Origin of the sequence: Nonomuraea sp. NPDC049028 (genome assembly GCF_043197735.1) — a bacterium.
GTDB lineage: Bacteria > Actinomycetota > Actinomycetes > Streptosporangiales > Streptosporangiaceae > Nonomuraea.
In genome coordinates, this window is sequence record NZ_JBICTR010000017.1 from 67,795 (window position 1) to 94,504 (window position 26,710).

Here is a 26,710-nt window from a genome sequence, read left to right on the forward strand (position 1 = left end):
GATCAGGGGATCTGGATGCCTTGACTGGTGGAAATCTTGCGCAGAACGACATCGAGGAAGGCGGCGGAACGCTCCGCGCCGTTCTCCGCTGATCGGGATACGGCGCGCGCTTCGGTGTAGAGACGACCCAGGATCGCGCTACGCTGCTCGCTGCCGTAGATGAGCACGTCGATGAGCGCGTCGCGGTGGCGATCGTCGCCGCGGGCTACGGCGAGCCACTGGCGCATCCGCGCCTGCCAGGCAGCCTCCTCGCGCTCGCGGAAGACGCGCCTCCACCCCTCGGTCAGCATGGCGCGAACTTCCACTTCCGCGGCGAGCGGCCGGTCGTGGTTCCCGGGAGCGGTGAGCGCCGTGGGGTCGGCAAGGTCCACAAAGAGATCGGCGTCTTTGTCGTACTCCTTCCGGCTGCCGTCAAGCGGCTGGGTGAGCCGGACGAGCAGCTGCCGACGGAACCACGTGTCACTGGAGACCATCTCCAGCAGCGCGGTACGGGCGTTCGGGGTCCGGCTCTCCCTTCTGGCCCGGTGGTGGAGCCGCACGATGGCCTGGTCAGGATGGCTGAGGGCGATGACCTTGGTGCACATCACGATGACGACCTGAGACAACGCCTCGGAGAGGTGGTCGTCGGTCGCCCAGCTGTAGATCTGCTTGCGGAAGAAGGCGCCGTGCTCCTCAGTATTGAGCGCGCGCTCCAAAGCCTTATGGGCCGCCATCTGCCGGCGGTACGTCATCGGTCCCTTGGTCCACTCGGCCACCGCATTGACAAGAACGTGCCGGTATCTCGGGTGCAGGCACTGGTCGGCGAAGCGCCTGATGAGGAGGTAGCGGTCCCCGTCAGGCAGGTCGGTGCTGTCGATCATCTTCCCGATCCACTGCTGGATGCCATCCCGCAGCCCCGGCATGTGATGCCAGAAGTGCGCGCGGACCGCAGCGTCGTACCCCAACTCCTTGAACCGTATGTGACCTCGGTCGTCGAGTTCGGCGCCGATGCCCTTTAGGCTCTCTACGAGATCGGAACGCTCCAAAGAGTGGCATTCATCGGCGTACGAGACGGTCGAGAGCAGCGTCATGGCAGCGTTGTAGACGTGGTCGACGTGGGCGTCCTGCAGCATGGCTGTGGCGAGGAGCAGAGCACGTTGAGGGCCGAGGCGCAGCTTGGCGACCCGTGCGGCCACCGCGACACCATAGCCGGATCCGGTGTACGCCGATTCTGCGGCTTTGTACCACGCGGCGTAATTGCCTCGGGGTTTGTTCTGATACGCAAGCACGACGAGGGCGGCGAATCGGGCGACTCCCCGAAGCGGCTGGTTGGTGCGGAGAAACCCCGGCAGAGGGCTGGTCACAGCGTCGGGCATACCCGCCAGCCGCAGGTGCCGGCGGAGAACTTCGTGAGCTTCCGGCCGTTCAATCTCAGCGTGGAAGTGGGTGAACTCCGGCCAAAGCCCTTCACCGCCCTTGCCGGGGAGCACGACCACGAGGAGAGCCACATGCCCGGCGATCATCTTGCGTACGGAGGACAGCTCTTCCTGGAATGCATACCAGGCCCGCTCATCGGCCTGCGTTAGGTCCAGCCATACGCGGTCGTCGTCACCTACGGCAGCCGGCTCCAGCCGATATCTGCCGAGCTCCTTGTCCCATTCCCAGGTGAGTTCGTGGAAGCGCTCGTCACCGGTGGACAGCCCGCGCAGAAGCGCTTTCGCTGTGGCAATCCTGCCGCTGCCTGCCTCGCCGCTGAGCAACACCGTCCTATGGGTCTCGAGGATGTCGCTCGCCTTGCCGTGGCCGGGAGGGTGGATGAAGTGCCGCCAGAGCCAATCCAGTTCCTCGATGAAGGCGAACCGCAGGTCCCGGCTTCGCGCCGCCGCTTCGGCCATGACAGCGTAGTAGTTGAGATCCCCGCTCCCCGTGTGCACCGGCCCGCGGGGATCCGAAACGTGGGGCGGCACGGGATCGGTCACCGGTCGTCCTCCTCCTTGTGCTCTGCGCCGCCGAAGTCCTGCCGGATCCCGCCCTGGTTGTTGCCGGCGATGTACGTCGCCCCCATCCCTGAAATGCGCGGGGAATGCTGGTTGATATCGCCCGTTCCGGTATGGAGCAGCCCCTGATTGTCCTTAATGACGGTGCCGGCGTCGCCGGTGAAGTCACGGGTCTGGATGATGTTTCCGCGCGCCTCGTCGATCGAATTGCGCACGTCGCCAGTCTCGGGCTCCCGCCGCAGGGTCCGGTCGGCGGCCTTGAGCCGTGGCAGCTTCGCGGCGAGCGTGTTACCGATTCGCGTGAGACCCGACTGCAAATCATGCAGGTCCAGCCGAACCGACTGCACGTCGGCGAGTCGCCTCAGCGGCCCCGGCAGGTCGGCGGGGTCCAGCCGCTCGGTGTTTCGGCCGTCGAGGACCGGGATCACCTCTATGCCACAGGTGAATGCCTCCAGGATCTCCTTGCGTACCCAGTCGCCCTCGTCATGCAGCTCGGGGCGCTTCGACCAGTTCGGGCCGATAACGGCCAGCACGATGCCGCTGCGGCGTACCGCACTGATCAACTGGTCTGGGTACGTGGCTCCGGGCTGAATGGACTTGGACGCCCGGAAGATGTGTTCGTCACCGAAGCGGTACGAAAGATCTCGCTCAAGCAGAGCAGCGATCTTCTCACCATCACCCGTGCGGTAGTTGATGAACACCTCGTACGTCACTGACTGCTCCCCATCCCTGGGTCTAGGAGTTGACGAATTGCAGAGCCGTGCCAAGTTCCGGCGCCATCCGCCGCACCGCCGCATTCCTTGGATGACGGGAGAGCGTCCGCGCGAGAGCGCGCATGTCCTGTGCGATGGTGGCCGAACTCACGGTGGTGGCAGCGCCGAGGAGTTGACCGGTCAGATCACAGGCGTGTTCGATCTCACCTGCCATGGCGTGGGCGAGCGCCCGGCGCATCCCGTAGCGGACGCGCGTCCGTAACGCGTGCGGCGGCAGATGCGCCATATGCCCGCCCATCACTTCAGCCGCGTCTCGCGGACGTCCTAGGTCGTACAGGCACCAACCGGTGATCATGCCCACGGGATCGGGCAGATTGGTGGTGCCGATCACAGGCGGCCCATCCGGTTGCGACGTCGACCCCGTCAGCAGGACGCGGGCCCGATCCAGGCTTCTCATGCAGGCGTCGTAGTCGCCCGCGAGAGCGTGGCCTTGCGCTTCGCGTTGTGCGGCCAGGCCGCGAATCCGAGGCGGTAGCTTCCGCCCCTGCGCCCGCCTCGCCAGCTCAATCGTCTGCGCAGCATCGTCGCCGTACAGGGTGACCAGGGCGTGACGGACATCGCCGTACGCGGCCAGGTCCCGATCGCCACCTGCCGCCGCGAGGTCCACCGCGTGGCGGGTCCACCACAAGGCGCCCTGATCGTTGCCGCTCTCCTGCATCATCCAGCCGGCGTACTCGGCATACCGGGAGGCCAGCCGCAGCAGTCCTTCACGGGTGCGAGGCCCCGTCCCAGAGGAGAGTTCCTGCAACGAGTGGGTCTGCGCGATGAGCGCGGGTAGCAAAGCCGCAGGCCCGGCCACCTGGCCGAGCTGTCGGTAGTTGTCGAACAAGGTACGGGACATGCCAAGAAACGTCGTGTCTCCAGCAGGGATGGATGTATTCGGGCGGCCTATGCTCATCCCGGCGACGGACGCGACACCCATGGTCATCACCTGCCGTCGGCTCAACGGCTGGAACCGGCTCTGTCCGTCCCCGTGCAGCGCCATCAACCACACCTCCTCTCCGTTGCGCGCTTCGATAACGTCCGTGGACGTCGGCTGTATGTGAACCAGAGTCGCCAGCTCGCCAGCGGCGCCTAGCGCGCTGTCACAGAGTCGCGCCAGCTCTCGGCTGGGCGCTTTCAACCCTCGTTCGACCTTGCTGAGCTGGCCTTTGCTGTAGTGGACCCGATTGGACAGACCAGTGAGCGTCAGACCTGCAGCCAAACGTCGCTGGCGCAGTTCTCGGCCGAAGCCAGCTGGGTCCTGGACCACCTGAACCTCCCCCTCACCCCGCCGAGCAGCCGAGAGTCACTGTCTGCAAGAGTGCGTCAGCAATTCAAAGTGGGCAAGGGAGGTTTCCTCGTTTCCCGTTTCCACTTGCCGCCGCACCTGCATCATGGCGGCGTTCACAGCGTCACGGAGTAACCCCTATAGCAACTCGCTATAGCTAAAGCGCATTGGATGTACATGTGTAGAGGGCAGCGTCCCGCTGAATGGTGGACCCACTATCTCCCTGTATGGCTTCTAACAGGGACGAACAGGGCCAAGTGGCCGAGAAACTACATCGCTCTGTGGGACGTCATCACTGATCGCATCTGATGGTTTCTGGGTTGTCACCGATGTCGTCATGCTTTACCGTCTAACCAAGCATGGAGCTCGGGATAGGGCCTGAGCCACCGCTGATCTTCTTTGAGGCATGAAGCGTCGGAACGTGCCTTCGCCACCGCCTCCGTCCTGTTCTTCCAGTCCTGTTGCTGACGCATCCCACAATGGGATGGGTCGGCCGAGAGGCGTTGCCATGACCATTTACTCTCAGCATCCAAACCGCGGGAAGGTGCAGATCCTCGCGACCTATGAGGGGTCTGCGGGGGCAACCTCGTCAACCGTTACGAGCCTTCCAGACGCTGGCCTCGCGTCGCCGATCGTTGACGCGCTCAACCGTATCTCCGCCCTGGCCACCGTTCCGGTCAGCGTCCATGACACCCGTGACGGCCAGATTCGCTATTACCCCAGAGAGCACCTTGCGGCATTAACCGACCGAAGTGCCCGCGCCCACCTGCTCAACGGTGCGCACAGCTTGTGGTACGAGCACGTCAAGCTCCTACTCCATCAGGCGCTGAGCGATCTGGACGATGCCATGGCGAAAGTGCCCGAACCTGTCCGTGCGGCGGTCAACGCGGAGCTGGAAGAAGAGGCACGCGAGTTGCGTGGCGAGCTGGCGGACTTCTCGGGAGAGGATCCGCCACCGGGGACAAAGAACTCACGCCGCTGGCACTTCAATTTTCCGTTCGTGCTCTTCAACGGTGAGATCCCCGACCTCGCTGACGGGAGTCGCGAATACATGGATAAGCACGAGGAGGGCATCACCTCCGAGCAGCGCGAGAAGGCCGTCGCGGATCTCCGCGTGCTGGTCACCGCATACATGCAGTGCCATGGCGATCCAGGAATCCTGGAATCGGACGAGTTCGAGATCTTCCATGACCCTGATGGCCCGGATAGGTACTACCTGACGGTAACTACACCTCGGCCGGACGATGATGCAGACGTCTGGCACGTCGAGATAGGCCAGTGGGTATCGGATGATCCGGAGGACGAAGAATGCAGCAGCGCTACAGGGCACATACTGGTTGGCTGCGCCTGCCCGGTGCCGCCCACTGCGGCCGAGATCACTGATCTACTAAACCGTAGCGAGGAGAAGCCGGAACTGCTCGCGGTGTGGGCCGAGACTCCCGTTGGCGCCGCGCTCGGAGGAACACCCTTCGTTGTCACGGAGCGCCATGTCATCTGACGATCCGGCATCGACCCGCATCAGCAGCCACAGCGTTTCGCGGTACGTCCAGTTTCGGTGCTCGGCACCGACGGAAGGCCGACATCGCCCTGATCACGGAAGGCACCAGCCGCCGGGACTGGCTTACTGAGATGGTGCGGCCCGCCGGAGCCTCCGGCGGGCCGCTGGGTCGTTTTGCTCAAAGTAACGCTTAGTTCCAACAGGTTGTCCGCCGAACTCGTCGTCGGTGTGAAATCGGACGACCACCGCGCCGACCTGGCAGCGGACTGGCTGTCGGGCGCCCTGGCAGATTTCGCCCCGGGCCTGGAGTCGCTGCTGACCGAGCGGGCCATCGCATCCCCCGTAAGCGCCACCAGAATCGTCTGCTCGCTGGTGATTCATTGACGTCGGTAGCGTTCATGGCGTTTCCGGCAGGTCGCCTACCACACGACCGACGTCAATGGAGATCACCTTGATGGGGTGCCACTGCAGGAGCCATTCACACCGGTTTCTTACTGTTGCTGGCAGGACAGGCGCTGGAGAGCAATTCAATCTGGTCGCGCTGGCTGTCAACGACGGCCAGGAACGCCTCCACCATCTCAGGATCGAAGGACGTCCCCACTTCTTCACGTATCCTCGTGAGAGCTTCTTCGAGGCTTCGGGCCGGCCGGTAATCGCGCTCAGTGGTGATGGCGTCAAACGCGTCAGCCACGGCTATGACGCGAGCGGCCTCTGGAATCTCCCGCCCTGCCAAACCCCGAGGATAGCCGCGGCCGTCGAACCGCTCATGGTGATGAAGAATCCCTTCCAGAGCTGCGTTGGTGAGCGTGAATCGGGCGGCCGGCTCGAGAAGATCATCAAAGAGCTCCGCCAGTCTCGCAACAATGCTCACACCACAGCTGGTATGCGATTGGATCAGCGAGTATTCCTCCTCGGTGAGAGCTCCGCTTTTGTTCAGGACAGGGCCGGGAATGGCGAGTTTGCCGATGTCGTGAAACAGCCCAGCGAAACGTACGGCCTCCATCACGTCAGGTCGTATCCCGATCTGGTGGCCGATCATGACAACCAGTCGGGAGATACGCTCGCTGTGCCAACGCGTGTAGGGACTCTTAATCTCCATCGCCGTCATCAGCACCTCGGCAAGGTCATCAGCGGTCATCCCGCCCTGGCCCTGCTCAGGTGACCGGGCGGCGGCTCGGTAGCCGGCACCAGCCGGAGCTTGCCATAGCGTGAGCGCTTCCTGCGGGCGGCCACGAGCGACCAGCAGACCGACCGTCCGTACGGCGGCTTCTCTGCTGTCAGCATCAGCACCGGCCTGCAAGAGCACGAGCGCCCGTTCCGCTCGTTCCTGCTCATCGACAAGGTCAGCCAGTGTCGTGATTGCGGAGCCTTCACCAGCATCGGCCCGAGCGCGCCAGAGCACCAACGCATCATCTACTCGGCCCTGTCCGATCAGGAGAGTAGCCAGGAGTCCGGCCGCGTGCCCGCTACCAGAACGGATGGCGTGGCGGTACAAAGCTTGGGCATGCTGATGCAGCAGGCGACTTTGTGCGGCGTGGGCGGCATGGATTTGATCGCCGGGGTCGGTGAGATGGTCGACCATGGCCTGCCAACAGGTAGCTGGCACCTCCGTTAGACGGCGTTGCTGCCCAGCGTGTTGCTGGAGGTAGTCGGCGACCTGATAGCCGATGATCTGCCCCATAGTGGTGGGGCCAGCCACAGGGGCGAGTGCAGCTGCGGCGCCGTTCAAAGTGCCGTTGGCATACGCGAGCGCGGTCTCGAACCAATCGGATGGGGCAGCGGCGCGCTGACGGACATCGCAATACCCAGGTGCGGCCGTACGCAGCAGGTCCGCACTGAGCGGGGACACGACCCCAAGGCGGGTGACATCGATTGCGGCATTCAGTACGGCGGCGGCGTAGGGGTTTGCGCCGCGCCACCGATTCACAAGTTGAGGAGCCGCGGCGATGGTTTGGGTGAGCCCGTAGTCCGTAGATCGCAGGGCCAAGGCAATCCGCTGGTCCCCGGAGGTTGCGACAGCATCGGCGCGCATGCGCTCCGCAGCGCTGAAAGAGCTGGGCAGGTACACCACGTCGGCCAGATCGAGAAGCTCACGTTCAGCCGCGTACAGATCCGGCTGGCCTTGGCCGGGGATTGCCGTATAGGCGGTATAACGTTCAGGCCAAATGGTCGCGACCAGCACTGCGCCTGCCTGCAGCAGGGTACGCGTGGTGGCAGTGGTCAGGCCAGACGCGCCGCCCAAGTAGCGCTGCAACTCGTCAAGCCATACAACCAGCCGCGGGGCTACGTGCTCGGCCGCCTGACGGACCTGCTCGGCATCAGCAGGATGGAGCAACCACCAGTTCGGTAGCACTGCCCGGATTGCCTCATACGCGCATCGGGACTTACCCACCGATGACTCACCGACTAACACCACCATTCCGCCTCGGTCGGCCGCCTTGGTCAGCAAGGCGCGAACTCCCTGTGGGGCGGTTCCGATGTCGGTGTCGCGAAGAACGTAGGCGGGAAGGTCATCGGTCGCACCCGGAGCGTCGATCGCAGCATGCACGCCCAGCCGCCGCGGGTCAGCCTGTGCCACCCGAATCAGGCCAACAGTGCCAGGGACATCGGCGGTGAGCGCGCGTTCCCGCGCCTCCTGCCATGCCTGCCACTTCCCCCGGGGCACCTGGCAGGCGCGCAGGAACACCTCCAGCGTCTCCCGGCTAGCCCTGCCCTTGTTGAGCAGATCCGACAGCGTCGAGCTCGGTAACCCTTCCTTTGGCCGGTTGCCGAGGTTGGCTGCTCTGTCGAGCTCGGCATATGAGCGACCCGCCCGTAAGGCACGCAGTGCGGCGATCAGGTCGGTGATGGTACGCACCTGATTGGGGTCGGGCATCTCAACGCTCACCAGCGGCACTCCTCTCCGCCCCAGCATCCCCATCGAGCCGCACGAGGCCTTCGGCGACTGACGGCGGACAGCGTCGGACCGGTTCAACCTCCATCGTCGTTGCGGCTCTGGTACCCGTCCAGCCTGCCCACTCCGCTCACATTGCGGATGGGGCCGTCCGGCATGGTCCGAATTCGATGCCGGACCTCCGCCCGATGCGCTGTTTTAGAGGTCATCCAGCCGCATTCTCGCGAAGGAGCCACGATGGAGCTTCTGGTTGACCTCATCCCGCTGGCCGTGGCCGCTCTCAATCTGGCCGCCGCCCTTGTCAACCGCAAAGCCGCGCGTCGACACCAACCTTCCGGACACGGCCAGGAGGACAAGGGCAGCTTGTGCCGCCACGCGTTACGCAAAGGGGGAGGTCGCGGGGTGTCCCCTTCAAACGGCGCGCGGCCACCCCGTGATTACCGTGCCTGACCGGTAAGGATCTGTATCCACAGCGCCCCTGCTGCGCAAGCGGACATCCACGCACTTTCAAGGATGTCCGCAGGCTCGTCGAACGGGTAATGCCGTACGAACCACAGACCGCCGGCCGTACAGAGCTCGAACATCGGGTACCTACACGCGCACGTATGACTACGAACCCGCAGCCGATCAGCGCGAGGCAGGACCGGCATCCACTCCACACGGACAGCCCCCGCCTGCGGAGCCGCCACATGCGGCCCGTGATAGTCGAATCTCGGCGGCAGACAACTCATGACCTCACCGCCATCCGAGTCTGATCCTGCAGCAACGACACGAAGGTCTCCGCGTCGTCCGCACTCACGGTCTGCCGCAGACCCCTGTCGATATCGGCATCCCCGAGACGGACACCGCGCAGAGTCGCGTAGAACACGCCCGCATCGCTACAGAACAGCGACCAGGCCGGGAACGCCGCACGAAGAACGGCAAGGTCATAGCACTCGTGTGAAACCTGTTCAGGTGACATGCGACGACCGTAGAAGCCGTAGCGTAAGCGAGTGGACACACTCTGTATCCCCTCGCTTCTGTCAGACCACCAGGCCGATATGGTCCGCGAGCTCCCGTGCCTGCGGCCGTAGAGCAGCCGGGCCCGTCTCGCACAGGTCGAGGGTCATCCGGCGCGCGTAGCCGTTGTAGCGGATGGTCTCCGGTGCAGCTTGGTGCGCGAGCTGCAGCGTACCGAGGACCGCCGCGTGGTCTCGCTGTAGCAAGTGGGCACGAGCCACCTCGATCAGATGCCGGCCACGTCGCGGACGGGACGGAATAGGTACAGACTCGGCGTGGTCGCTCTGCCGCGCCGACTCCCCACCCTGATGGAGCTCAACCGCGATGGTGACGGCGTGCGGACGCATGATCACCCGCGAGAACGAGGTCCACGGCTGGTAATAATCGTCAGGGAGCCGATCCGCGACCCGCGCCGCCTCATCCCAATGCCGCCACGCATCACCGATGTCGCCAGTACGTGCCGCGGTGAACGCCAGCTCGAACAACAACGCCCCCCACATGGCGAGCAGGTCCGTACCCGGATCGTCCATGTGCGACTCGATGGCCGCCATTCCCTGCCTGTTGATCTCATGCGCGGCGTCGAAGTCGGCGGCCTCCCGATGCACCTGAACGAGGAACCACACCGCACACGACAACGCCAGCGGATCTTCTGACTCCCGCGCGGCGGCGAGCGCCCGGTCGGCCACCCGCCACAGCAGGTCCGGCGCGGGCTGATAAGCGACGAACATCTGAGTCAGGCCATAGGTCTCCGCAAGCAGCGCCTGGGCGGTACGCCGGTGCTCGCCTCGGTACATCCAGGCGGCCAGCTGGGCATCGCGAATCAGGTCGGGCAGCAAATCACCGAGGGCAGTGCGGTGATCGGCAGAGGCATGCCTGATCCGCCACGCCGCATCGAGTCGTGCCCGAAGGCTGGTGAGTGGCTGCACGATGCCGCGCGGCTGGATCGGTACGGCGTTGATGGCCTCTCGAACAGCGTTCAGCGCCGGATGACCGGAACCGGCGAACATCCGCACAGGTATGGACTGGTCACCAGTGAGCTCGCTTAGGTCGCGAACGCGCAAGGCCTCAGCGAGCTGCAGCAGGATCGGCAGCCGGGGATTCTGCTGACGGCGACCGTGCTCGACGGCCTTCAGCCAACTCTCGGACTTACCGACTAGGCCGGCGAGGACTTCACGGGTCATGCCGCGACGCTCCCGCAGGTATTGAATGCGCTGGCCGATAGTGCGTACCGGTGCGCTGGAACCGTCGGTGTCGTCCACAGCCTGCCTCCCGGAAGGTGACATGCTCAGGCTACGATGCACCTCCCATTGCCTGCCAGTGAACGACTGACGCGCGTGTCCTGGAACAGGACAACCGGGACAGGGCAAATATGAATGATCGACCGGATGAGAATTCTCTCTACGTCTTTAAAGGCGGTCCGCTGCGCGGCCCACCGCGCGTGAATGGTCGGCGGCCGCGCTGCGGCTCTTCGGCCGGTCGCGACCGCCGCCGCTCACGCGCTGAGGAATGCCAAGCGGCAGCCTCAGGTGAGAAAACTTCCGGCAGCCTGGATGTTCTGTCCGTAAGGCTGCCGCGCGGCTTCCGTTCCTCGGGCCTGGTGGCCCTGCGGTACGGGTCCACTTGCCACCGAATGAAGGGGTGAGCCGCGACCGAAAGTCCCGTAGGGCGGAGGCTCTGCGCGAACGCTCCGGCAACTCGTGTTAGGTCCGGGATGCGCCCAGACACCCGAGCCCGCTCGAAATCGTCGCTTACAGCAGAGTCGAGGCGTCAGGGGACTCAGCGGCCGGAGGCTTACGGGCGGCGGGAACGAGGATCACCTCCCCCCGCGCCCGGTCGGCCACGGTAACGAATGGACCCACACAGATCCGCTCTAGCGGCCGACCCCCTATCGTCCTAAAGAGCATGACGCTGCGGGCGACCTATTCGTCATAGCCTTCTTCGCGTTGCGCGAGGACATCGAGCGCCAGTTGCCAGAGGGTGCCCTCCCCCTTGATCGCCCAACGAGAAGGTCCTTGAACCGCGACCGGCCGCACCTCGGGATCCCAGCTCGCTCTGTTCCAGATCTCCGTCACCAGGCCTGTCGGCGAGTACTTCTTGCCATCAACGGCCCAGACGAGTGGCTTGGAGCGATCGTTGGTCCATGCCGCCTGGCCTCGGCGAGAATCTTCAGCCAGCCAACGCTCGATAGCCTCACGCTCAGGCTTGGTGGCACACTCGAACGACAGGATGGTGCCTTCTTGGATTCGTCCAGCATCCACGAGGGTGGGGACCGCGTTCGGTCGTCTCGGGCGCTTCGGGCGGGGTGCGGGCTTGTAGTCGGACGGCAGGTCGGGGACGAGTGCGGTATCCGCCACATGGGCTACAACTAGATCGACGAGCTGCACGCAGCGCAAAGGGTTCATGATCGTGCTGCTGATAAAGGATGTGACTCCAAACTCGGAGTCGATCGCAACGATCAACCAGGTCAGGATGGAAGCAACCAGGTCCGGGATTCTCGCGAGCACCGACGTGAGGTCATAGTCGGGCGTCTCAATGCCTTCCAGATCAATGCATCTGAACACGATGTGAGCGACCAGAAAATCTGCCTGATCAGCCACAGACCGGGCGCGTCCTGTCCACTGGATCTTGGCGTCTTGGAGGGCCGCGCCTACAGCCCTCATGATGACGACGGAGTGCCAGATCTGGAAGGCGCTGGGCGCGGGCTTGAACAGGAGCGCGTAGGTTTCGGCTTCCCACAGGAGATCTGTGCTTCGCTTCGCTCGAACGGCTAGGTCGACCTTGCGGTGTGCGCACGCCAGCGCGGTCGCCGCCTGCACGACAGAACAGCCGGCCTCAGGAAGCGGGTCGGGCTCACCCCGCCGGAATGTATAGGTCTTGTCAAGCGAGAGGGCGAAGTCCTCGCGGATCTCGACCTGCGCTGGATCCAGCGCGACGACAAGGTCCCTCTGTTCAACACGGTTCTGAACATTCGTCGCCCGTGTGACGGAGTTGCCGAAACCCTCTGGGCAGTTACCCGTGCTGATAACCTTGACGGCGACATACGCCTCCGCGACCTGGTCAGGATTCCTACGCGCGGCCTCTGCGATCGCCGCCACAGTTTGGGCACCGTTAACCACACTCGCGCCATCCATGAGCACCTCGGCAGGACCCTTGTGGCTCAGGCTCCACGCCTTCCGGTCGACGCGATCGCACAGGACAGTAATCCCGTTGTTGAAGTACCAGAAGTCGTCAGGGCTGGTGAGGAGAGTGTTCACCAGCTCGTGATTCACCGCGGTGAGACCCAGCGAGCGCCGGATGTTCTTCGAGAAGAGCCGATCTCCATTCGCCTCGTACCACTGCGCGATTTCGACAGCCGACACCCGCCCCTGGTATGCATCGTAGGGCTCGCCGATGCGGAGCCATTCGTCCATGTGAGCGCTCAGATGGATCGGCGGCTCCGCGAGCCCGTCTCGCACGGCTTCCCAGACGCGCTGGAGCGACCAAACATCATGGTCGAGCTTCTTGTCGAAGCCGACGTTGAACTCATCCTCTAGGGCGTGGAAGCGTTCCAACACCGCCGCGGACAGAGCCCCCTCACCCATGAGCGCGACCACGAGCGTGATGCGGCCTCGCGGATCTGCGAGAACCGCCTTGACCTGCTCCGCATGTGCCTCAAACCGCTCGTTGAACCGCTCGAACTTCTGCTGGTCGATTGAGGTGAGCCCATCCCAGAACGCACGGGCGTCGTCGATGCCGAAGCCCGCGGTTCCTTTGTCCTTCCACTTGCTCTGGATCAAGAGCAAATGCAGGCCGTTGTCCGCGAAGGCGATCGCGTCGATGCCGACATCGTTTGCGCCATCAATGACGGCTTCAGCGGCTTGCTCTGGCGTGAGATCGGCAAGTCGCCGGGCGACGAAGGCCGCCAAGGCCCGGCTGAGAAACTTTCGCTCGAACTCCTCGGGTGCCATCTTCGTCGAGTCGGCCATGTGGATCAGGCCATCGAACTCCTTGTGCAGCGCGCCTGCGACGTGCTGAACTCGCAACGGCATCCCGCCTGGCTTGGCCATGATCTCCCCTTGTCGGAACGTGACAAAGAGATCATGGCACCGGCGGGGCGCAAATCTAGACCATCCGGATGTTTATCCCCGGACATCCCGACCCATAGCTTCGAGGGCGCTACCGCCCCTCCCCAGCAGGTATCGACAAGGATTTGGCTATTGTCCGGATATGCTCCAGGGCGGCTTCAAGGTCGGCGGCAATGGAGTTGGCAATCTCGTATGGCGACAACTCCTCATCGAGGCCAGCCGACGTGTCCTTAAGCCAGGAGATGTCGAGGTTGACCTTGTCCCGTGCCAGGAGTTGTTCGTATGTGAACGGCTTGAAGCGCTCGGTTTCGACGCGCTCCTCTCGATCCTTGCCCGGCAGATAGGCGTTGACGAACTCCTGGAGGTGTTCGCGACGGAGTGGGCGCTGCTTAAGAGTGAAGCGCTCCCCCGTGCGGAAGTCGTACACCCAGAGCTTCTTGGTCCACGGCTCAGCCGCAGGTCGCTTCCGCTCGAAGAACAGTACGTTGGCCTTGACGCCACCTGCGTAAAAGATCCCGGTGGGGAGACGCAGCATGGTGTGCACGTCGTAGTCCTTGAGCAGCTCCCGGCGAATCTTCTCCCCGGCGCCACCCTCGAAGAGAACGTTGTCGGGCAGGACCACCGCCGCTCGACCGCCAATCTTCATCAGTTTGGCGATGTGCTGCACGAAGTTGAGCTGCTTATTCTTCGTCTTCACCCAGAAATCGCGCTCGGAGTAGATCGCCTCGTCCTTGACGACCTTGCCGTTCTCGTCGACCACGTTGATGGCCGTCTTCTGCCCGAACGGCGGATTGGCCAGGACCAGAGTCGCGTGGACTGTCGGCTCGTTAACCAGGGCGTCGCCGACCTTGATGATCTCGTAGTGCTCGTCCGGCACCACCCCATGCGTCAGCATGTTCATCGCCGCGAGACGGGCGGTCGCCCGCACCAGCTCAACCCCATGGAACGCCAATCCCTTGGTTACCCGATTCCGCTGGTCCGGGTTGAGTGCTTCCATCCGAAACTCTCGGCGGATGTACTCGTTGGCCAACAGCAGGAAGCCACCAGTTCCGCAGGAAGGGTCAACGATCATGTCGTCCGGGGTGGGTTGCATCACGTCCACCATGGCCCGGATCAACGGCCTCGGCGTGAAGTACTGCCCCGCACCGGACTTGACGTCGCTCGCGCTGCGCGACAAGAGCTCCTCGTAGGCGTCACCCTTGACGTCAACGCCTTCCCGGGACCAGTGAATCTTGCCGATCAGCTCCTTGATCAGGCGCTCCAGCAGCGAGGTCGTCTGGATCCTGTTCTGCGCTCCCGCGAAGATTAGGCCGAACATCCCCTTGCGCTTGCCGAGCTCGCGCAGCAGGTGCTCGTAGTAGTCCTTGAGGTCTTGGCCCTTCTTACTGGCCAAGAGATCCCAGCTAATCCCCACGGGGAGAATCGGCGGTGGCGTGGGCAGCTGCCGCCGCTCCGCCTTCTCCTTGGCCTTCTTCTCCTTCTCGTCCATCATCTTGAGGAAGAGTAGGAATGTGAGCTGTTCGACGTAGTCGATCGCGGGCACTCCCGCATCTCTAAGCACGTCGCAGTAGCTCCACAGCTTGTCCACCAGCGCTCGGGTGTGCGCCGCCGTCTCGACAGACTCCGGATCAATCACATCCACCTGCGTCACGACGACACCTCTCCCTGCTCGAACAGACTCTCCTGGTCCCCGGCCGAGACAACCCCTCCAGCATCAGCGGGGAATGAGATCTTCTTGATCCCAGTACGACTTACGCCACGTTTGGTGCGATTGCGAGGCATTGCCTCCGCAGCCCGCTTAAGCCGAATCCGATCGAGCAGCCCCTCCGCCAACTCGTCACCGACCTCTGGCTGCGTCAATCGACCTCGGAATGCCTCTCCGAAAAGGCGGCGCCGGAGATCGCGGCATCGACTGATCGAGACAGTGGCTGCTCCACCAATCGTTCCAACGAGGGCTTCTGCCTCCTGGATCGTGGCCACGATCTGCGCCTGCTTCTCCAGCGGTGGGAGGGGAATCCTAATCCCCTCCAAGATGGACTGGTTGATCTTGTAGATTCCGGCAGTCGTTCGAGCCGCACCTTCGATCTGCTGGCGGACTAGATATGACTGCCAGACGACTCGTAGGAATTCAGAATCGATACGCTCACGATCAGCACGGATTCGGATCATGGTGTCCGGGAAGGCAACTGGGTCGGGTTCATCCATCAGAAGCGCGCCTCGCCCGACCAGCGAAAGCGAGCCGTTGCCTCTGCTCACGAAGAAGTCGCCGCGCTTCACCAAATGGGGGCGTGCCTCGCGCTCCGTCCAGTCGCCCCCTTTTCGCTCACTGAGGTCAAGATAGCCGGAAGCCATCGCAGTAAGCCTCAAGACTGGGAAGCCGTCGCCACGCGTAGGGACAGAGCGTCCATTGATGAGCTTCTCGGCGAGAATAGTGCCCAGTTCAACTGACTCGATATGGTCAAGCTCACGCGCAACCACAGCCTCCAGATATCTTCCAACTCGGCCATTCGCCTGCGTCAGAGCTGATATTGCTGCGTCGACCTCCGCCAAGCGATCGTTGAGGATCGTGACAATGCGCTGTTGTTCCGCCAGAGGCGGGATAGGAAGGGGAAGTTCTTTGATTCGCGAGAGACTGATCGAGGCGAGATTTGTTGTCTGCTTTCCATTCGTCTCGAACCACGTTTGAGCGCACTCGTTGGCGAACCACGCCAGAAGCCTCGGATCGAGAATCCCATCGATGACGCGTGCTCGGAAAACGTGATTCTGATGGATGCAATTCGGAATCTCGCCGTCCCACACCCAGCCACGACCGAGCTTGTCTCGATCGCCCCCTTCGTTCAGCAACACGTCCCCGGGCAACAGCTGTAGCCGTTCAGCAGTCGCTTCGGGTACTCGGATCTCAGTCACGGTCGTCAGATCAAGACGACCTCGCTGGACATTAGCGACACGCAGGTACGGGACAAGCGGGAGATTAGGATCCGACTGCTTCTTGGCATCCTTCGTGACGCCTCCGACGACATCGGCGATATCACCGAGAGTTGTCCACGCCCACGAGTCAGGAGTCGGGAGCAATGGCGTCATGCGGTGAGTTCCTTCGTCAGGTCGTCCAGGAGTGCTGTGGCGCGGCCGCCGAACGCATCGTAGAAGGCGTCCTCACCCCCGCGTGAGTCGAACGGCGCACAATCCAGTGTGTCATCGGCAATCTCGGCGCTACCGATGACGATCTCGCACAGCCGGTCCAGGAACCACTTCTGCATCGGCGAGAACTGCCCCTGAACCGACTCGTGACGAGCCAGCCAGGCACTATAGCGCTCCTCCACGACCGTACGGAACGGCTTCAGCTCGGAGTCCAGCCCGAGCTCGTAGCGCAGGATCGAGACAAGATCCGTGGGCTTGGCCTCATGCCCGCGCATTCCCATCGGGGTGCCTGAGGCCTCGTAGCACGTCCATAGTCGAGTGACGTTGCCGATCTTGGGAAGACGCTCGATCCGGTTGGTCAGGTCCGTCACTTCCGCCCAGGACAACCTGACCGTACCGCCGCCCTCGACAGCTCGAATGAGCATGATCGAGTCGTGGTGCTCCGCCAGATACGCACGGAATGACTCAACCGTCTGCTGTGCCAACTGCTCCCTGGTGAAGATCTCGGTGTGCGTAACCTCGTCCTGGCTAATCTCGTCAATCGTCTGATCGTGTTTGGTCCGGATCTCCGCGATGCGCTCGCGCAGCTCAGGGTTGTCGGCCAGGGGCTGAACAGCCTGACGTAGCCGTTCACTCACGGCGCCCTGCCCGCCCTCGTCAGCCAACAGGGTGAGCGTCTGGGTGTCCACCGCCGAGGCGAGTCGCCGTACCAGGTCGCGTAGCGAAGTCCCCTGTCCAACAGCAGCCAGCTCGTCACGCTCAACGTCGCTGATCTGCCGATCCAGAGCATCCAGCCGAGATGCCAAGGTTGCGGTCTGGTTCTCGTCCAGACCCATGCGGGCGGCGCGTGCCAACAGTTGGCGAAGGCTGAGCCGGTTATCGGGGTCGCGGTTGAGCGGGGTGGCATCGACCAGCGGGTGATCGGTGACGCCGACCGCGTCCACAATGACGAACCGGTCCTTGCGGAGCACCTTTTCGTCAGGAGTGACCGCCTGGAAGTCGTCCGGGTCGATCGTCCGGCTGCCGCGGCCTTTCATCTGCTCGAAGTAGATCGGGCTCTTCACGCTGCGCATGAAGAACACGCACTCCAAGGGCTTAACGTCAGTCCCCGTCGCGATCATGTCCACGGTGACCGCGATGCGCATCTCCGAGGTGGTCCGAAAGCGACGCAGGAGCTCCTTTGGGTCGTTGCCGGCCGCCTTGGAGCGATAGGTGATCTTCGCGCAGAAGTCGTTGCCCTTACCGAAGACCTCACGCACCATCTGCACGATGTCATCAGCGTGGGAGTCGTCCTTGGCGAAGATCAGCGTCTTGGGCACCGAGGTGGTGTACTGCTCAAAGAGTGCGGGCAACATGCGATCCCGATAGGCGGTGATCACCGTGCGGATCTGATCACGGGCGACAACAGACCGGCCGATCTCCTCGGCGCCGTACGTGAGGTCCTCATCGAGCTCTTCGTACCACTGCTGTCTCGTACGGCGATCGCGGCGCGGCACCACCGTCCGGGTGCCCTCCTCATCCAGCCCCGGAATGGTCGAGCCCGACTCGCCGATCTTCGTCTTAACCCGAAACACCGCGAAGTCGACGTTGACCTTGTCTTGCACCGACTCGTCGTAGGTGTATTCGCTGACCGGCTCGCCGAAGAAGGCTCGCGATTGCACGCTCGGCGTGGCGGTCAGGCCGATCACCGGGGCGTCGAAGTAGGACAGGACCGCCCGCCAGCGGCCGAAGATCGAGCGGTGGCACTCGTCTACCACGATCAGGTCGAAAGCCTCTGGTGGCAGCCCCTCGTTGTAGACGGCGTCGACCGGGGCCGGCGGCTCGAACTCGTCGATAGCCTCATCATCGGCATCCCCCGCGGGGAGCGGCTGGCCGGACAGCGCCCGGTACAGCCGCTGAATCGTCGTGACGACCACGCTGGCCGAATCCAGCACCGTGCCTGAGGACAGGCGCTGAACGGTGTAGTCCTCGCCCAAGGTCTGCCCGCTGTTGGTGACATAGCGGGCGAATTCTCCTGCTGCCTGATCGCCTAGGTTGTTGCGATCCACGAGGAACAAGACACGCTGGGCTCCACCGTACTCAAAGAGCCGGTAGGCCAGCGAAACCGCTGTGAAGGTCTTGCCAGCGCCCGTAGCCATCTGCACCATCGCCCGGCGGTGGCCGCTGCTCAGATGGCCCTCCGTGTTTCGAATTGCCGTCGCCTGGGCGGGACGCAGACTCGACCCATCCAGCGTGGGCATGGCCTGAAGCCGAGCGCGGAAGGTCGGAGCCTCAGGGTTGTCGTCGGCCTCGGCCATCCAACGGGCGAGTGTCTCAGGCCGGTGGAAGGAGAACACTTCGCGCGAGGCGGCGTCCGGGTCGAGCCTGAAGGTGAAGCGGGTCTCGATGCCGGTGCTTTCGTAGCGGAACGGCAGGGGCTCGTCGCGCCTCCACACTGCCATCCGGTAATCACCAGGAATCGCGCCGGCGTAGTCGCCCGACTGCCATTCCACGCCGATGAGCGAAGTGCCCTCACGCTTGGCCTCGATGACGCCGACAAGCTTGCGGTCGACGAACAGGACGTAGTCTGCGCGCTTGCGCCCAACGGGGAACTCACGCACCGCGATGCCGCGCCCGGCGGAGTGGTTGATCTGGTCCAGGTCCTGGACGACCCAGCCGGATTCAGCGAGAGCCTGGTCGATCTTCGTACGGGTCTGAGACTCAGTCAGCGGCGCGGCCCGCCGTGCCCGCTGAGCAATGGCCTCTCGCTGGCTGGGCCGTACCTTGACCGGCTCGCGACCCTCGAACTCCTTGCGTAGGCCCTGGAGCTGCTTCTCCATCGCCAGCACCTGATCCGCCGCCGTCTGGCGCTCGGCGCGTGCCTTGGCGAGCTCGGCCTCGGCTTGCTGACGTGCTTCAGCCTCGGCCTGCTGACGCGTTCGAGTGCCGTCCATCGCGAGCTTGGCGTCAGCCAGCTCGTTCTTCAGCCGCTCCAGTTCGGCGGCGAGGTCTGGGGTGGTGATGGCGGCCGGCGGCTGGGGTGGTACGAACGCGACCAGTTCGCGTTCACCACTGATGGCGCGGTGTAGCAGCAACCCAAGCTGGAAGCAGCGCTCTAGACAGCGCAGGGCGCTGGCGGCCTCAGCCATGTGCCGGTGCACCGCGGCGTTGCCGGTCTTGCGGATCTCGTGCAGGGCGGAAGCGACACCTGGGGTAATCACATCTGCGCGGCTCAGCGCCCGGATCTGATCGACCAGGTCAGTTCCCTCAACGGGGATCCCCGTTGCTCGCACCAGCACCGAGGCGAAGACTTCGATGAACTGCCGGCACTTAACCAGCGCGCCGTTCGGGTCGGTGAAAACGATCGACTCCGCGCCAGCGCCATAGGCCACAAGCAGCGGTTCATGCTGCAGGAGGAAGCCAAAGTTCGCCGAATGCTCCGCGAGAACCCGCAAGCGGGGATCAACCGCCACCCGTACACCCTCCGTCCGGCCCGTCTCCTTAAGTGTGCCCGACGCACATCGTGCGACTAGCAATAAAATGCGCATCTCGTGCGCGCAAGGTGGGGCACAATCTGATCACGGGTTCTCCCGTGTCGCCGTGGGCATAACTGCCCAGCTGGAGCAGCCACCCCCGAAGGACGCCGCGTGCCCCAATACCCGCAGAAGACCCAGGCCTTTGTTGATTTTGAGCGCAACTTGGCCTATGCCAAGCAGCTCATCCACGCGGGCAGTCACCTGGCGGCTATGGGAGTCACATCCTGCGATGTCGATGACCTGCACAGGGCTGCTTGGGTACAGGGCGTGGCCGCGCTCGACCACTGGGTGCACCAGGAGGTCTATCACCGCACGATCCTGCTCGCTCAACAGCCCGGCATCACCAAGCCACGCAAGTTCCTCGAATTCAGCATCCCCATGGATCTGTTCGAGAAGGTGCACCACTCGGATCTCCCCCTGGACGTCGCCCTCCGCCGCCATCTGCGCACGGTCATCGGGCGGAAGACCTACCAGGGCCCTGACGACATTAAGGACGGCTTCGCCATCGTCAGCGACGTCTCCCTCTGGGCTACGGTCACCCGCATCGTCAACGATGAGCGCGAGGCAGGTGCCGAGAAGCTGAGCGTCAACCAGGTTCGCAAGTTACTCGGCTCAATCGTCTGGCGGCGAAACAAGATCGCTCACGAGTCAGATCGCGATCATGACAACAACGACGAGAAGCGCCCCATCAACGCCGCGCAGGCCATGGAGGCCGTCGAGACGCTCGAAATGATCGCCGCCGCAATACTCGTGGCTATCGACGGGGCGCCTTCATAGCGGCTGAGCAGGAGTTTCTTCCAGCGATGCACACTGGGCGCGATCGGTGGCAATGCCCTCCTCCGTCGGGCCTTCACCGGGCGGCGTGGCCTGACGACAACGTGCTGCACCATCAGCACTCCATGCCCAGGGTGGATCACCTCCCAGCTCCGGCGGAGGTTGTCGGGCTCCATTGAAGTACCCCTGCGGGACGGGACGAGCCCGTGATCCTCCCAGTCCGGCCACGCGTCCGAGTGGCCGGCGAACTGCCGCTTACGGCGCTCCCTAAGAGCCTCGATGCAGATCGAGGGAGCGGAACCGTGCTGTCGACGACAAGGCACACCATCACCGTGCTCTTACTGATGTCCAGGGCGACGACTCGCTGCACGAGTTCTAACGGTTCCTCGGTCTCCTGCACGCCACATCTCCAGTTCGAGAGGAAGGTGATCGACGCGTGGTTGCCCGCGGGAGCAGACGGGGACGGCAAGAGACGGATTCGCGTGCTCGAAGCAACAAGGCAGAGCCCCTGAAGCAGCTCCCAGCGTCAGACTCTTCCACGGGCTCGACTGACACCAGGCACACTCGACGTCGGCGGGCAGCCACCCCCGAATTTCACCGCAGGCAGAGCGTCACCGGGGTGACATCAGGGACTTTTCCATGGTGTCCAGCGCGGCCTTGGTCTTTGGCCAGCTTGCGTTCGGCCTTCTCCGCCCGCGCCCGCAGCCGCTCGTTCTCCTTCTCCGCCTCGCTCTTGCGCGCGCTCGGGCCCGACGGCTTGGCCGCCAGCTCGTTCAACGCCCCCCGCATCACGGGCCTTGCGCCCACTCGATGATGTGGGAGTGATACAGCCCCTCGCGGCACAGCAACGCCCTCTTGGCACCCGGTTCGGTCGCCGCGTCGTAGGCCTCGACCATCGCCAGCTTGTACCCCGACGTGAACGACCGCCGCTTCGGCCGATCCGATCGAGGTCTGCCACCCTTGCCCACCTCACCATCATCGGCGAGATCCCCACGAAGGTCGGCCACGGTCAAGGTCACTGTCTGAAAGATCCTGTTCTCGCCCTTCTTGAGTCACAGAAGACTACTTCGTCCCCAGGTCTCACGAGAGTCTGACAGAGAGGGATTTTGCCTGTGACCTGCCGTTTTTCAGCCGTAGGTCTTTTGCTTCCCGGAGCTTTGATGGGCAGCAGAGGGCACCCGTATGCATCGTAGGACCGGGATCACGCGACATAATCTAGATGATCTTGAACGCTTCTTGCCAGGTCAGGCACAGATTCCGGGATAGCTTCGAGGCTTCAACAACCCTCATAACCGCCAGTTCTGCGTGTGCGGAGCCGTCTGGCTCACCTGCGACAGCTCGACGCCGTCGAAGCCATCGATATCAGAAGCGGCTCTCCAACGAGTCGAGATGATTCACTGTCTCTTCCAGTCCAACGATTCCATAATGGCCCAACAGGATTGCCACATCCTTGAACATATGTACACGTCCGAGTACGCCTGACAACAACGCAACCGGGAGTAGCGGGTGACCGAGCTGCTGACCCTGAGTGTCACCGAGTACACATCGCCCACGTTGTGGAGGTGGGAGCTCACTGGGCCTGAGGGTGAATTCCTAGCAGATCACGAGGTCCACCTTGACGAGAGTTCAGCCGAGTACGACGCCTTCGTGGATCTCGATGCCCACCTGCGGTGGGCGGCGTCTCCGGATCGGAGACTCGTTCATGAAGGTGAAATTCTCCAGAAGATGGGGCGCTGGCTCGGGGCGCACGTTTTCGGCCCTCACATCGGATCAGCGCTACTCAGGTACGCTCCGGCCAGTATTCGCGTGGTTATGCCCGAGGCAGCCAGAGTCATCGCAGCCTACCCACTGGAGTCGACGATCTTTGCAGACAAACCCCTGACCCTGGAGGGCATCAGTCTCGTCTTTGAGGTAGACAGCAGCGTCTCTGCGGCTCGCCGTCCACGGTCCAAGCAACCCGTGAGCGACAAGATGAGGATGCTCTGCTTGTTCAGCCTTCCTGAGGACGTCTCAGCGCTGAACCTCCGTCACGAACGCCACGCGCTCGCCCGCCAGTTCCAGCGCAGGATCGCTAACGGTCAGGCGGTTGAGTTACGAGTCCTCCAGTATGGCACCACCCGTGAGCGCCTGACCGAGATCCTCGAAGAGGCCGAAGGGTGGGATGTGATCCATATCTCAGGGCACGGGGATCGGGGAGCGCTGGTCCTGGAACACCCCAGCGGCACACACGACCTTGTCTCGAACGAGCAGCTTGCTGAACTCCTTCGTCCCGCGGTCCGGCGATTGAAGCTTGTAACGCTCGCTGCCTGCCACTCGGCCGCGCGCACGGCTGTGGACAGCCGCAAGCTCTTGGGCCTTTATCCTCCATCCGACGTTACAGATCTGCCTAAACGAAGTAAGCGGGACTCCATGCTGGCGCTGACGTTGGCGCAACAGCTGGACTGTGCAGTGGTAGGTATGCGCTTCCCTGTCGTCGATAGCTTTGCGATCGGCCTCTCTGAAAGACTTTACGAGTACCTGTTCGACAAGCGTCACACTCTGCCTCGGGCGCTGAACCTTGCGGTCAAGGCAGTTAGCGCAGGCGCGCCCGCTCTGGACTGCCCAGCGTTGTCAGCGAGCACCCCTGCCATCTTTGGTCCGAGTGCGTTGGATCTCAAAATCTCGACACCCCAAGGCAGCCCTCGCTCATTCCATAGCGCGACGAAGATGGCTGGGTTCGGTCAGCATCTTCAACCTGAGCGTTTCGTGGGCCGTGTCGGTGTCATGACCCGGGCAGGTGCCGCTCTGGCTCCTGAGAGTAACTTGTCAGGGGTATGGCTCCACGGAATGGCTGGCATCGGGAAGACGTCCTGCGCGCTGGAGCTGGCCTACCTGCACCAGGACAGTTTCCAAGAGCTCGTGTGGTACCAGGCGCCGGCAGAGGGCGCTGATGTCAGCCGCTCGCTCCACGACCTGGCAGTAGCCCTGGCAAGACAGCTTCCCCGGGTACCCGCTCTGGAAGCCATGCTGGGAGACGCCATCGAATTTGAACGGTTCCTGCCTCAGCTGACAGCTTTTCTCCGTAGCGAGAGAGTCCTGATCGTTCTCGACAACCTGGAGTCGCTGCTGACATCGAAGGGTAACTGGCGGGACCCTCGGTGGGGTCATCTGATCAGAGCCATGACCGACCACTCCGGCTTGTCCAAAATTGTGATCGCTTCGAGGAAACAGACCGTCGATCAGTACGAGACCGTACGTGTCGAAGCCATCCACGCCCTCTCCCTCGACGAGACCCTTTTGCTGGCACGGGAGCTCCCCCATCTGCGTGGTCTGATCGACGGCACCGAGATCCTCCTTCCTAGGGACGCAGGACGCTCACTTGCCGTCAGAATCCTCGCAATGACGCAGGGACACCCGAAGCTTCTCGAATTGGCCGATGCCCAGGCCGGCTCACCCGACTCGGACGCTCTAAGCCAACTGCTCGACCTCAGCGATGCGGCGTGGGGCCGAGGTGACACTCTACGAGGCTTCTTCGTCGACGGCCACAGTAGTGCCGGGGATGCCGACTTTCTCGACATACTCGAATCGTGGACCAAGGCAGTCCTCCAACAGCTCCCCTCTCCAGTACGCACTCTTTTCCAGGTTTTAAGCTGTCTCAACCAGAGCGATCGGCTTCTCCCTGTCGTTAAGGCGGTGATGCAGGCGGGAACCTCCGGCAAAGGACCGGAGGCTCCGCTAATCCACCACGCGGCCACCGTCCTTAGCGACAACGCGCTCATATCTATTACTCAAGCCGAGCGAGGTCAGCATCGATATGGCATTCACCCTCAAATCGCCATGACGGGCCGACTCCTTGCTGACCGGGAATTAAGCATGTTCGTCGACCAGGCCGCTGGCGCTTTCTGGCATGGGCATTTCTTCGAGATCCTTGGATCTCGGGCGAACACAGAATCCTTACTTGTCGCGGCGGAGTCGGCTGTCCCCTACCTACTGCGCACCGACCAGTGGGATCTGACTATCCCGCTGTTGGAGACCATCCTCGAATACGACCAATCCCGCTCGACCGCTGTGCGTCTGCTCCCTGCTCTACGCGAGATGACGGAGAAGGCCAAGGCAACAAAACGTTTCCATGCTGGTGTTCTGCTTGCGTATGCATTGTCACGCGTTGATCCTCCCGCAGCGGAAGAGCATACCCGCGGCCTATATCAACTCGCCGTACAACAAAAGGAGTACCAGCAGGCCAGTGTACTCGCCGACGCATTAATCGCACTCCTCCGGAACAACGGTGAACGTCTTAACGAGGCGCTAATTCTCGCCGACGAGATGATTGAACATTCAGCTCGGGCACTGCTAGGGCCGTGGAGTCGCCTCATGGATGAATGCACCCGCCTTGAGCTCAAGAACCGGATAGATACCAATCCGTCCATTCTCCAAAAGGCACTGAAGCTTCGGGAGCGAGCGAAGGAATTGCCAGTAGAGTCGGCGAATGAAGCGGTCCGGCCTACGCAGGTCATGGAAACTATCTCAAAGATCGGCTTCAATGCCGCGCTGGCGACTCGCGACTGGCCACACGCCCACGTGTTTCATGAAGAGCTAATCACAATTATGCAGGCTCGCGGCGCGTCTGAACAAGAGCTCGCTCGTGCTCGCTTTCCCGGCAGCGAGATCCTTTTAGCACTTGACCGCCTGGACGAAGCCCGCGAGATTGTAACGGCAAGCCAACGGTTCTTCGAAATCGATGGCGACGCAACGATGATCGGAGCCTGCCGCATGGCACTCGGACAGATCGAGGCGCGGGCAGGGAACAGCCACCAGGCGCAAGAGCTGATTCGTGACGGGCTCCGCTATGCCCACCTTGAACAGAAGGTGAACCTCATTGCGGCGGGCCATATCGAGCTAGCTAAGATGCTGCTTGGTACTACCGAGCGCTCCGAAGGCCTGCTCCACGCCACCATTTCTTGCCTAATCGACCACCTCACTAAAAGCGGAAGAACCCACCACTCACGCCTCGTTCTGGCACACTACCTGGTTGACACAGATCTTCCTCCTCTCGTGGAGCTATACGAGCAGTGCGAAGTACTCTCCGAACGCTCAGGGCTCCGTCTCGCTCAGGTTTTGTCGCAGCATGGACGGTCATGGGACCAGGCGCTCGAGCAGCTTCCTGATGTCATTCTTGCAGCCAAGATTGATTGCGCTCGCCTGCATTTCAACGTCCATCCGCACCTGGCCATGTGGGATCCTCTTCTGGCTGGCATCAATCTTGGCTCCTCCGGAAACATGGCCATCACCGAGGAAGTTCGCCGTCTGCTCTCCGAGTACGGGGAGAAGCCCCACTGGACAGATCTCGTTCCGGTCCTGCGCCCTCTTCTGAACGGTACTTTCGACACTCCCGCAGCTTGTGCCCTGCACCCGGTTCAGGCAGCTATCGCCGCACGCGGGTTCGCGTTCACACGTGTATACGACCAGTCTGAGATACGCATGCAGCAGGGCTTGTGGCAGGCCCGCAACCTTTCCCCTTTGTTCTTTCATGTCGTAGCCGCCGCTAGAGGAGATCTGGAAAGCACACGCATAGCTGCCCAAAATCTTGAGCAGCTACCTAAAGAGCCTCATTGGATTTTGCTGATCCGCGGCCTTCGCAACATCATGGTTCGAGATTTCGTCAACGTTCTCACCAGACAGGGTGGGGACATAGAGCTGATCCTTCGTACTATCCTGGAGCACGCGACAGCCCCTACTGCGGAGGAACTGCTCGACCCAACTCAGCCCTCCGCAATCAACATATAGGCATCCCAGCGGTTCAGCTTATTCTCAGCAAGCGCTGTAGAACGCAT

Annotated in this window: 16 protein-coding genes; 4 read left to right on the forward strand and 12 right to left on the reverse strand. The window is 62.8% G+C overall.

Features of this window, described 5'->3' with window-relative positions:
* Window positions 1-2: 2 nt before the first annotated feature.
* From ACGFJ2_RS51165 to ACGFJ2_RS51175, 3 genes are read right to left on the reverse strand one after another with little or no spacing between them, the layout of a single operon-like run.
* Window positions 3-1,958, reverse strand: a complete 1,956-nt coding sequence (locus tag ACGFJ2_RS51165) for a hypothetical protein (protein ID WP_393481183.1) — start codon at window positions 1,956-1,958, stop codon at window positions 3-5.
* The gene (locus ACGFJ2_RS51170) at window positions 1,955-2,689 is read right to left on the reverse strand and encodes a toll/interleukin-1 receptor domain-containing protein (protein WP_393481185.1); all 735 of its coding nucleotides are present in this window, start codon (window positions 2,687-2,689) and stop codon (window positions 1,955-1,957) included. The genes ACGFJ2_RS51165 and ACGFJ2_RS51170 overlap by 4 nt, the downstream gene beginning before the upstream one ends.
* Before the next feature lie 22 nt (window positions 2,690-2,711).
* Complete coding sequence (locus tag ACGFJ2_RS51175; RefSeq protein ID WP_393481188.1) at window positions 2,712-4,001, reverse strand: helix-turn-helix domain-containing protein; 1,290 nt, start codon at window positions 3,999-4,001, stop codon at window positions 2,712-2,714.
* 526 nt (window positions 4,002-4,527) lie between these two features.
* Here ACGFJ2_RS51175 and ACGFJ2_RS51180 point away from each other — a divergent pair.
* Complete coding sequence (locus tag ACGFJ2_RS51180; RefSeq protein ID WP_393481190.1) at window positions 4,528-5,517, forward strand: hypothetical protein; 990 nt, start codon at window positions 4,528-4,530, stop codon at window positions 5,515-5,517.
* Between the two features lie 204 nt (window positions 5,518-5,721).
* Window positions 5,722-5,901 (forward strand): hypothetical protein, encoded by a 180-nt coding sequence (locus tag ACGFJ2_RS51185; RefSeq protein ID WP_393481192.1) that lies wholly within the window; start codon window positions 5,722-5,724, stop codon window positions 5,899-5,901.
* A 94-nt stretch (window positions 5,902-5,995) separates the two neighbouring features.
* Here ACGFJ2_RS51185 and ACGFJ2_RS51190 read toward each other — a convergent pair whose 3' ends face one another.
* The 7 genes from ACGFJ2_RS51190 to ACGFJ2_RS51220 all read right to left on the reverse strand — a co-directional run bounded on the left by ACGFJ2_RS51190 (window position 5,996) and on the right by ACGFJ2_RS51220 (window position 20,063).
* The gene (locus ACGFJ2_RS51190) at window positions 5,996-8,404 is read right to left on the reverse strand and encodes an HD domain-containing phosphohydrolase (protein ID WP_393481195.1); all 2,409 of its coding nucleotides are present in this window, start codon (window positions 8,402-8,404) and stop codon (window positions 5,996-5,998) included.
* Window positions 8,405-9,137: 733 nt separating this feature from the next.
* A complete protein-coding gene (locus ACGFJ2_RS51195; RefSeq protein ID WP_393481198.1) occupies window positions 9,138-9,371 on the reverse strand; it encodes a hypothetical protein in 234 nt (77 codons plus the stop codon).
* A gap of 61 nt (window positions 9,372-9,432) precedes the next feature.
* Window positions 9,433-10,668 carry a helix-turn-helix domain-containing protein gene (locus ACGFJ2_RS51200; protein WP_393481201.1) on the reverse strand — a complete coding sequence of 412 codons (1,236 nt, stop codon included), beginning with the start codon at window positions 10,666-10,668 and terminating at the stop codon, window positions 9,433-9,435.
* A 660-nt stretch (window positions 10,669-11,328) separates the two neighbouring features.
* Entirely contained in the window at window positions 11,329-13,455 is a 2,127-nt protein-coding gene (locus ACGFJ2_RS51205; protein WP_393481204.1) for an AIPR family protein, read from the reverse strand.
* A gap of 109 nt (window positions 13,456-13,564) precedes the next feature.
* Window positions 13,565-15,124, reverse strand: a complete 1,560-nt coding sequence (locus ACGFJ2_RS51210) for an N-6 DNA methylase (protein WP_393481207.1) — start codon at window positions 15,122-15,124, stop codon at window positions 13,565-13,567.
* Window positions 15,121-16,554, reverse strand: a complete 1,434-nt coding sequence (locus tag ACGFJ2_RS51215) for a restriction endonuclease subunit S (protein ID WP_393481209.1) — start codon at window positions 16,552-16,554, stop codon at window positions 15,121-15,123. The genes ACGFJ2_RS51210 and ACGFJ2_RS51215 overlap by 4 nt, the downstream gene beginning before the upstream one ends.
* Window positions 16,551-20,063 (reverse strand): DEAD/DEAH box helicase family protein, encoded by a 3,513-nt coding sequence (locus ACGFJ2_RS51220; protein WP_393481211.1) that lies wholly within the window; start codon window positions 20,061-20,063, stop codon window positions 16,551-16,553. The genes ACGFJ2_RS51215 and ACGFJ2_RS51220 overlap by 4 nt, the downstream gene beginning before the upstream one ends.
* A gap of 174 nt (window positions 20,064-20,237) precedes the next feature.
* Between ACGFJ2_RS51220 and ACGFJ2_RS51225 the strand changes: the two genes are divergently transcribed.
* Entirely contained in the window at window positions 20,238-20,903 is a 666-nt protein-coding gene (locus tag ACGFJ2_RS51225) for a hypothetical protein (protein WP_393481214.1), read from the forward strand.
* Window positions 20,904-21,494: 591 nt separating this feature from the next.
* Here ACGFJ2_RS51225 and ACGFJ2_RS51230 read toward each other — a convergent pair.
* The gene (locus tag ACGFJ2_RS51230) at window positions 21,495-21,689 is read right to left on the reverse strand and encodes a hypothetical protein (protein ID WP_393481217.1); all 195 of its coding nucleotides are present in this window, start codon (window positions 21,687-21,689) and stop codon (window positions 21,495-21,497) included.
* On the reverse strand, window positions 21,689-21,919 hold the full coding sequence (locus ACGFJ2_RS51235; RefSeq protein ID WP_393481219.1) for a hypothetical protein: 231 nt from the start codon (window positions 21,917-21,919) through the stop codon (window positions 21,689-21,691). Before ACGFJ2_RS51235 ends, ACGFJ2_RS51230 begins: the two co-directional genes overlap by 1 nt.
* A gap of 487 nt (window positions 21,920-22,406) precedes the next feature.
* Here ACGFJ2_RS51235 and ACGFJ2_RS51240 point away from each other — a divergent pair, with 487 nt between their 5' ends.
* Window positions 22,407-26,663, forward strand: a complete 4,257-nt coding sequence (locus ACGFJ2_RS51240) for a CHAT domain-containing protein (protein WP_393481222.1) — start codon at window positions 22,407-22,409, stop codon at window positions 26,661-26,663.
* The last annotated feature ends 47 nt before the right edge of the window (window positions 26,664-26,710 follow it).

Bases quoted from the DNA above. Each gene is read 5' to 3' on its own strand.
- ACGFJ2_RS51195 (WP_393481198.1), bottom strand. From the start codon at position 9,371: ATGTCACCTGAACAGGTTTCACACGAGTGCTATGACCTTGCCGTTCTT.
- ACGFJ2_RS51180 (WP_393481190.1), top strand. From the start codon at position 4,528: ATGACCATTTACTCTCAGCATCCAAACCGCGGGAAGGTGCAGATCCTC.
- ACGFJ2_RS51205 (WP_393481204.1), bottom strand. From the start codon at position 13,455: ATGGCCAAGCCAGGCGGGATGCCGTTGCGAGTTCAGCACGTCGCAGGC.
- ACGFJ2_RS51215 (WP_393481209.1), bottom strand. From the start codon at position 16,554: ATGACGCCATTGCTCCCGACTCCTGACTCGTGGGCGTGGACAACTCTC.
- ACGFJ2_RS51230 (WP_393481217.1), bottom strand. From the start codon at position 21,689: ATGCGGGGGGCGTTGAACGAGCTGGCGGCCAAGCCGTCGGGCCCGAGC.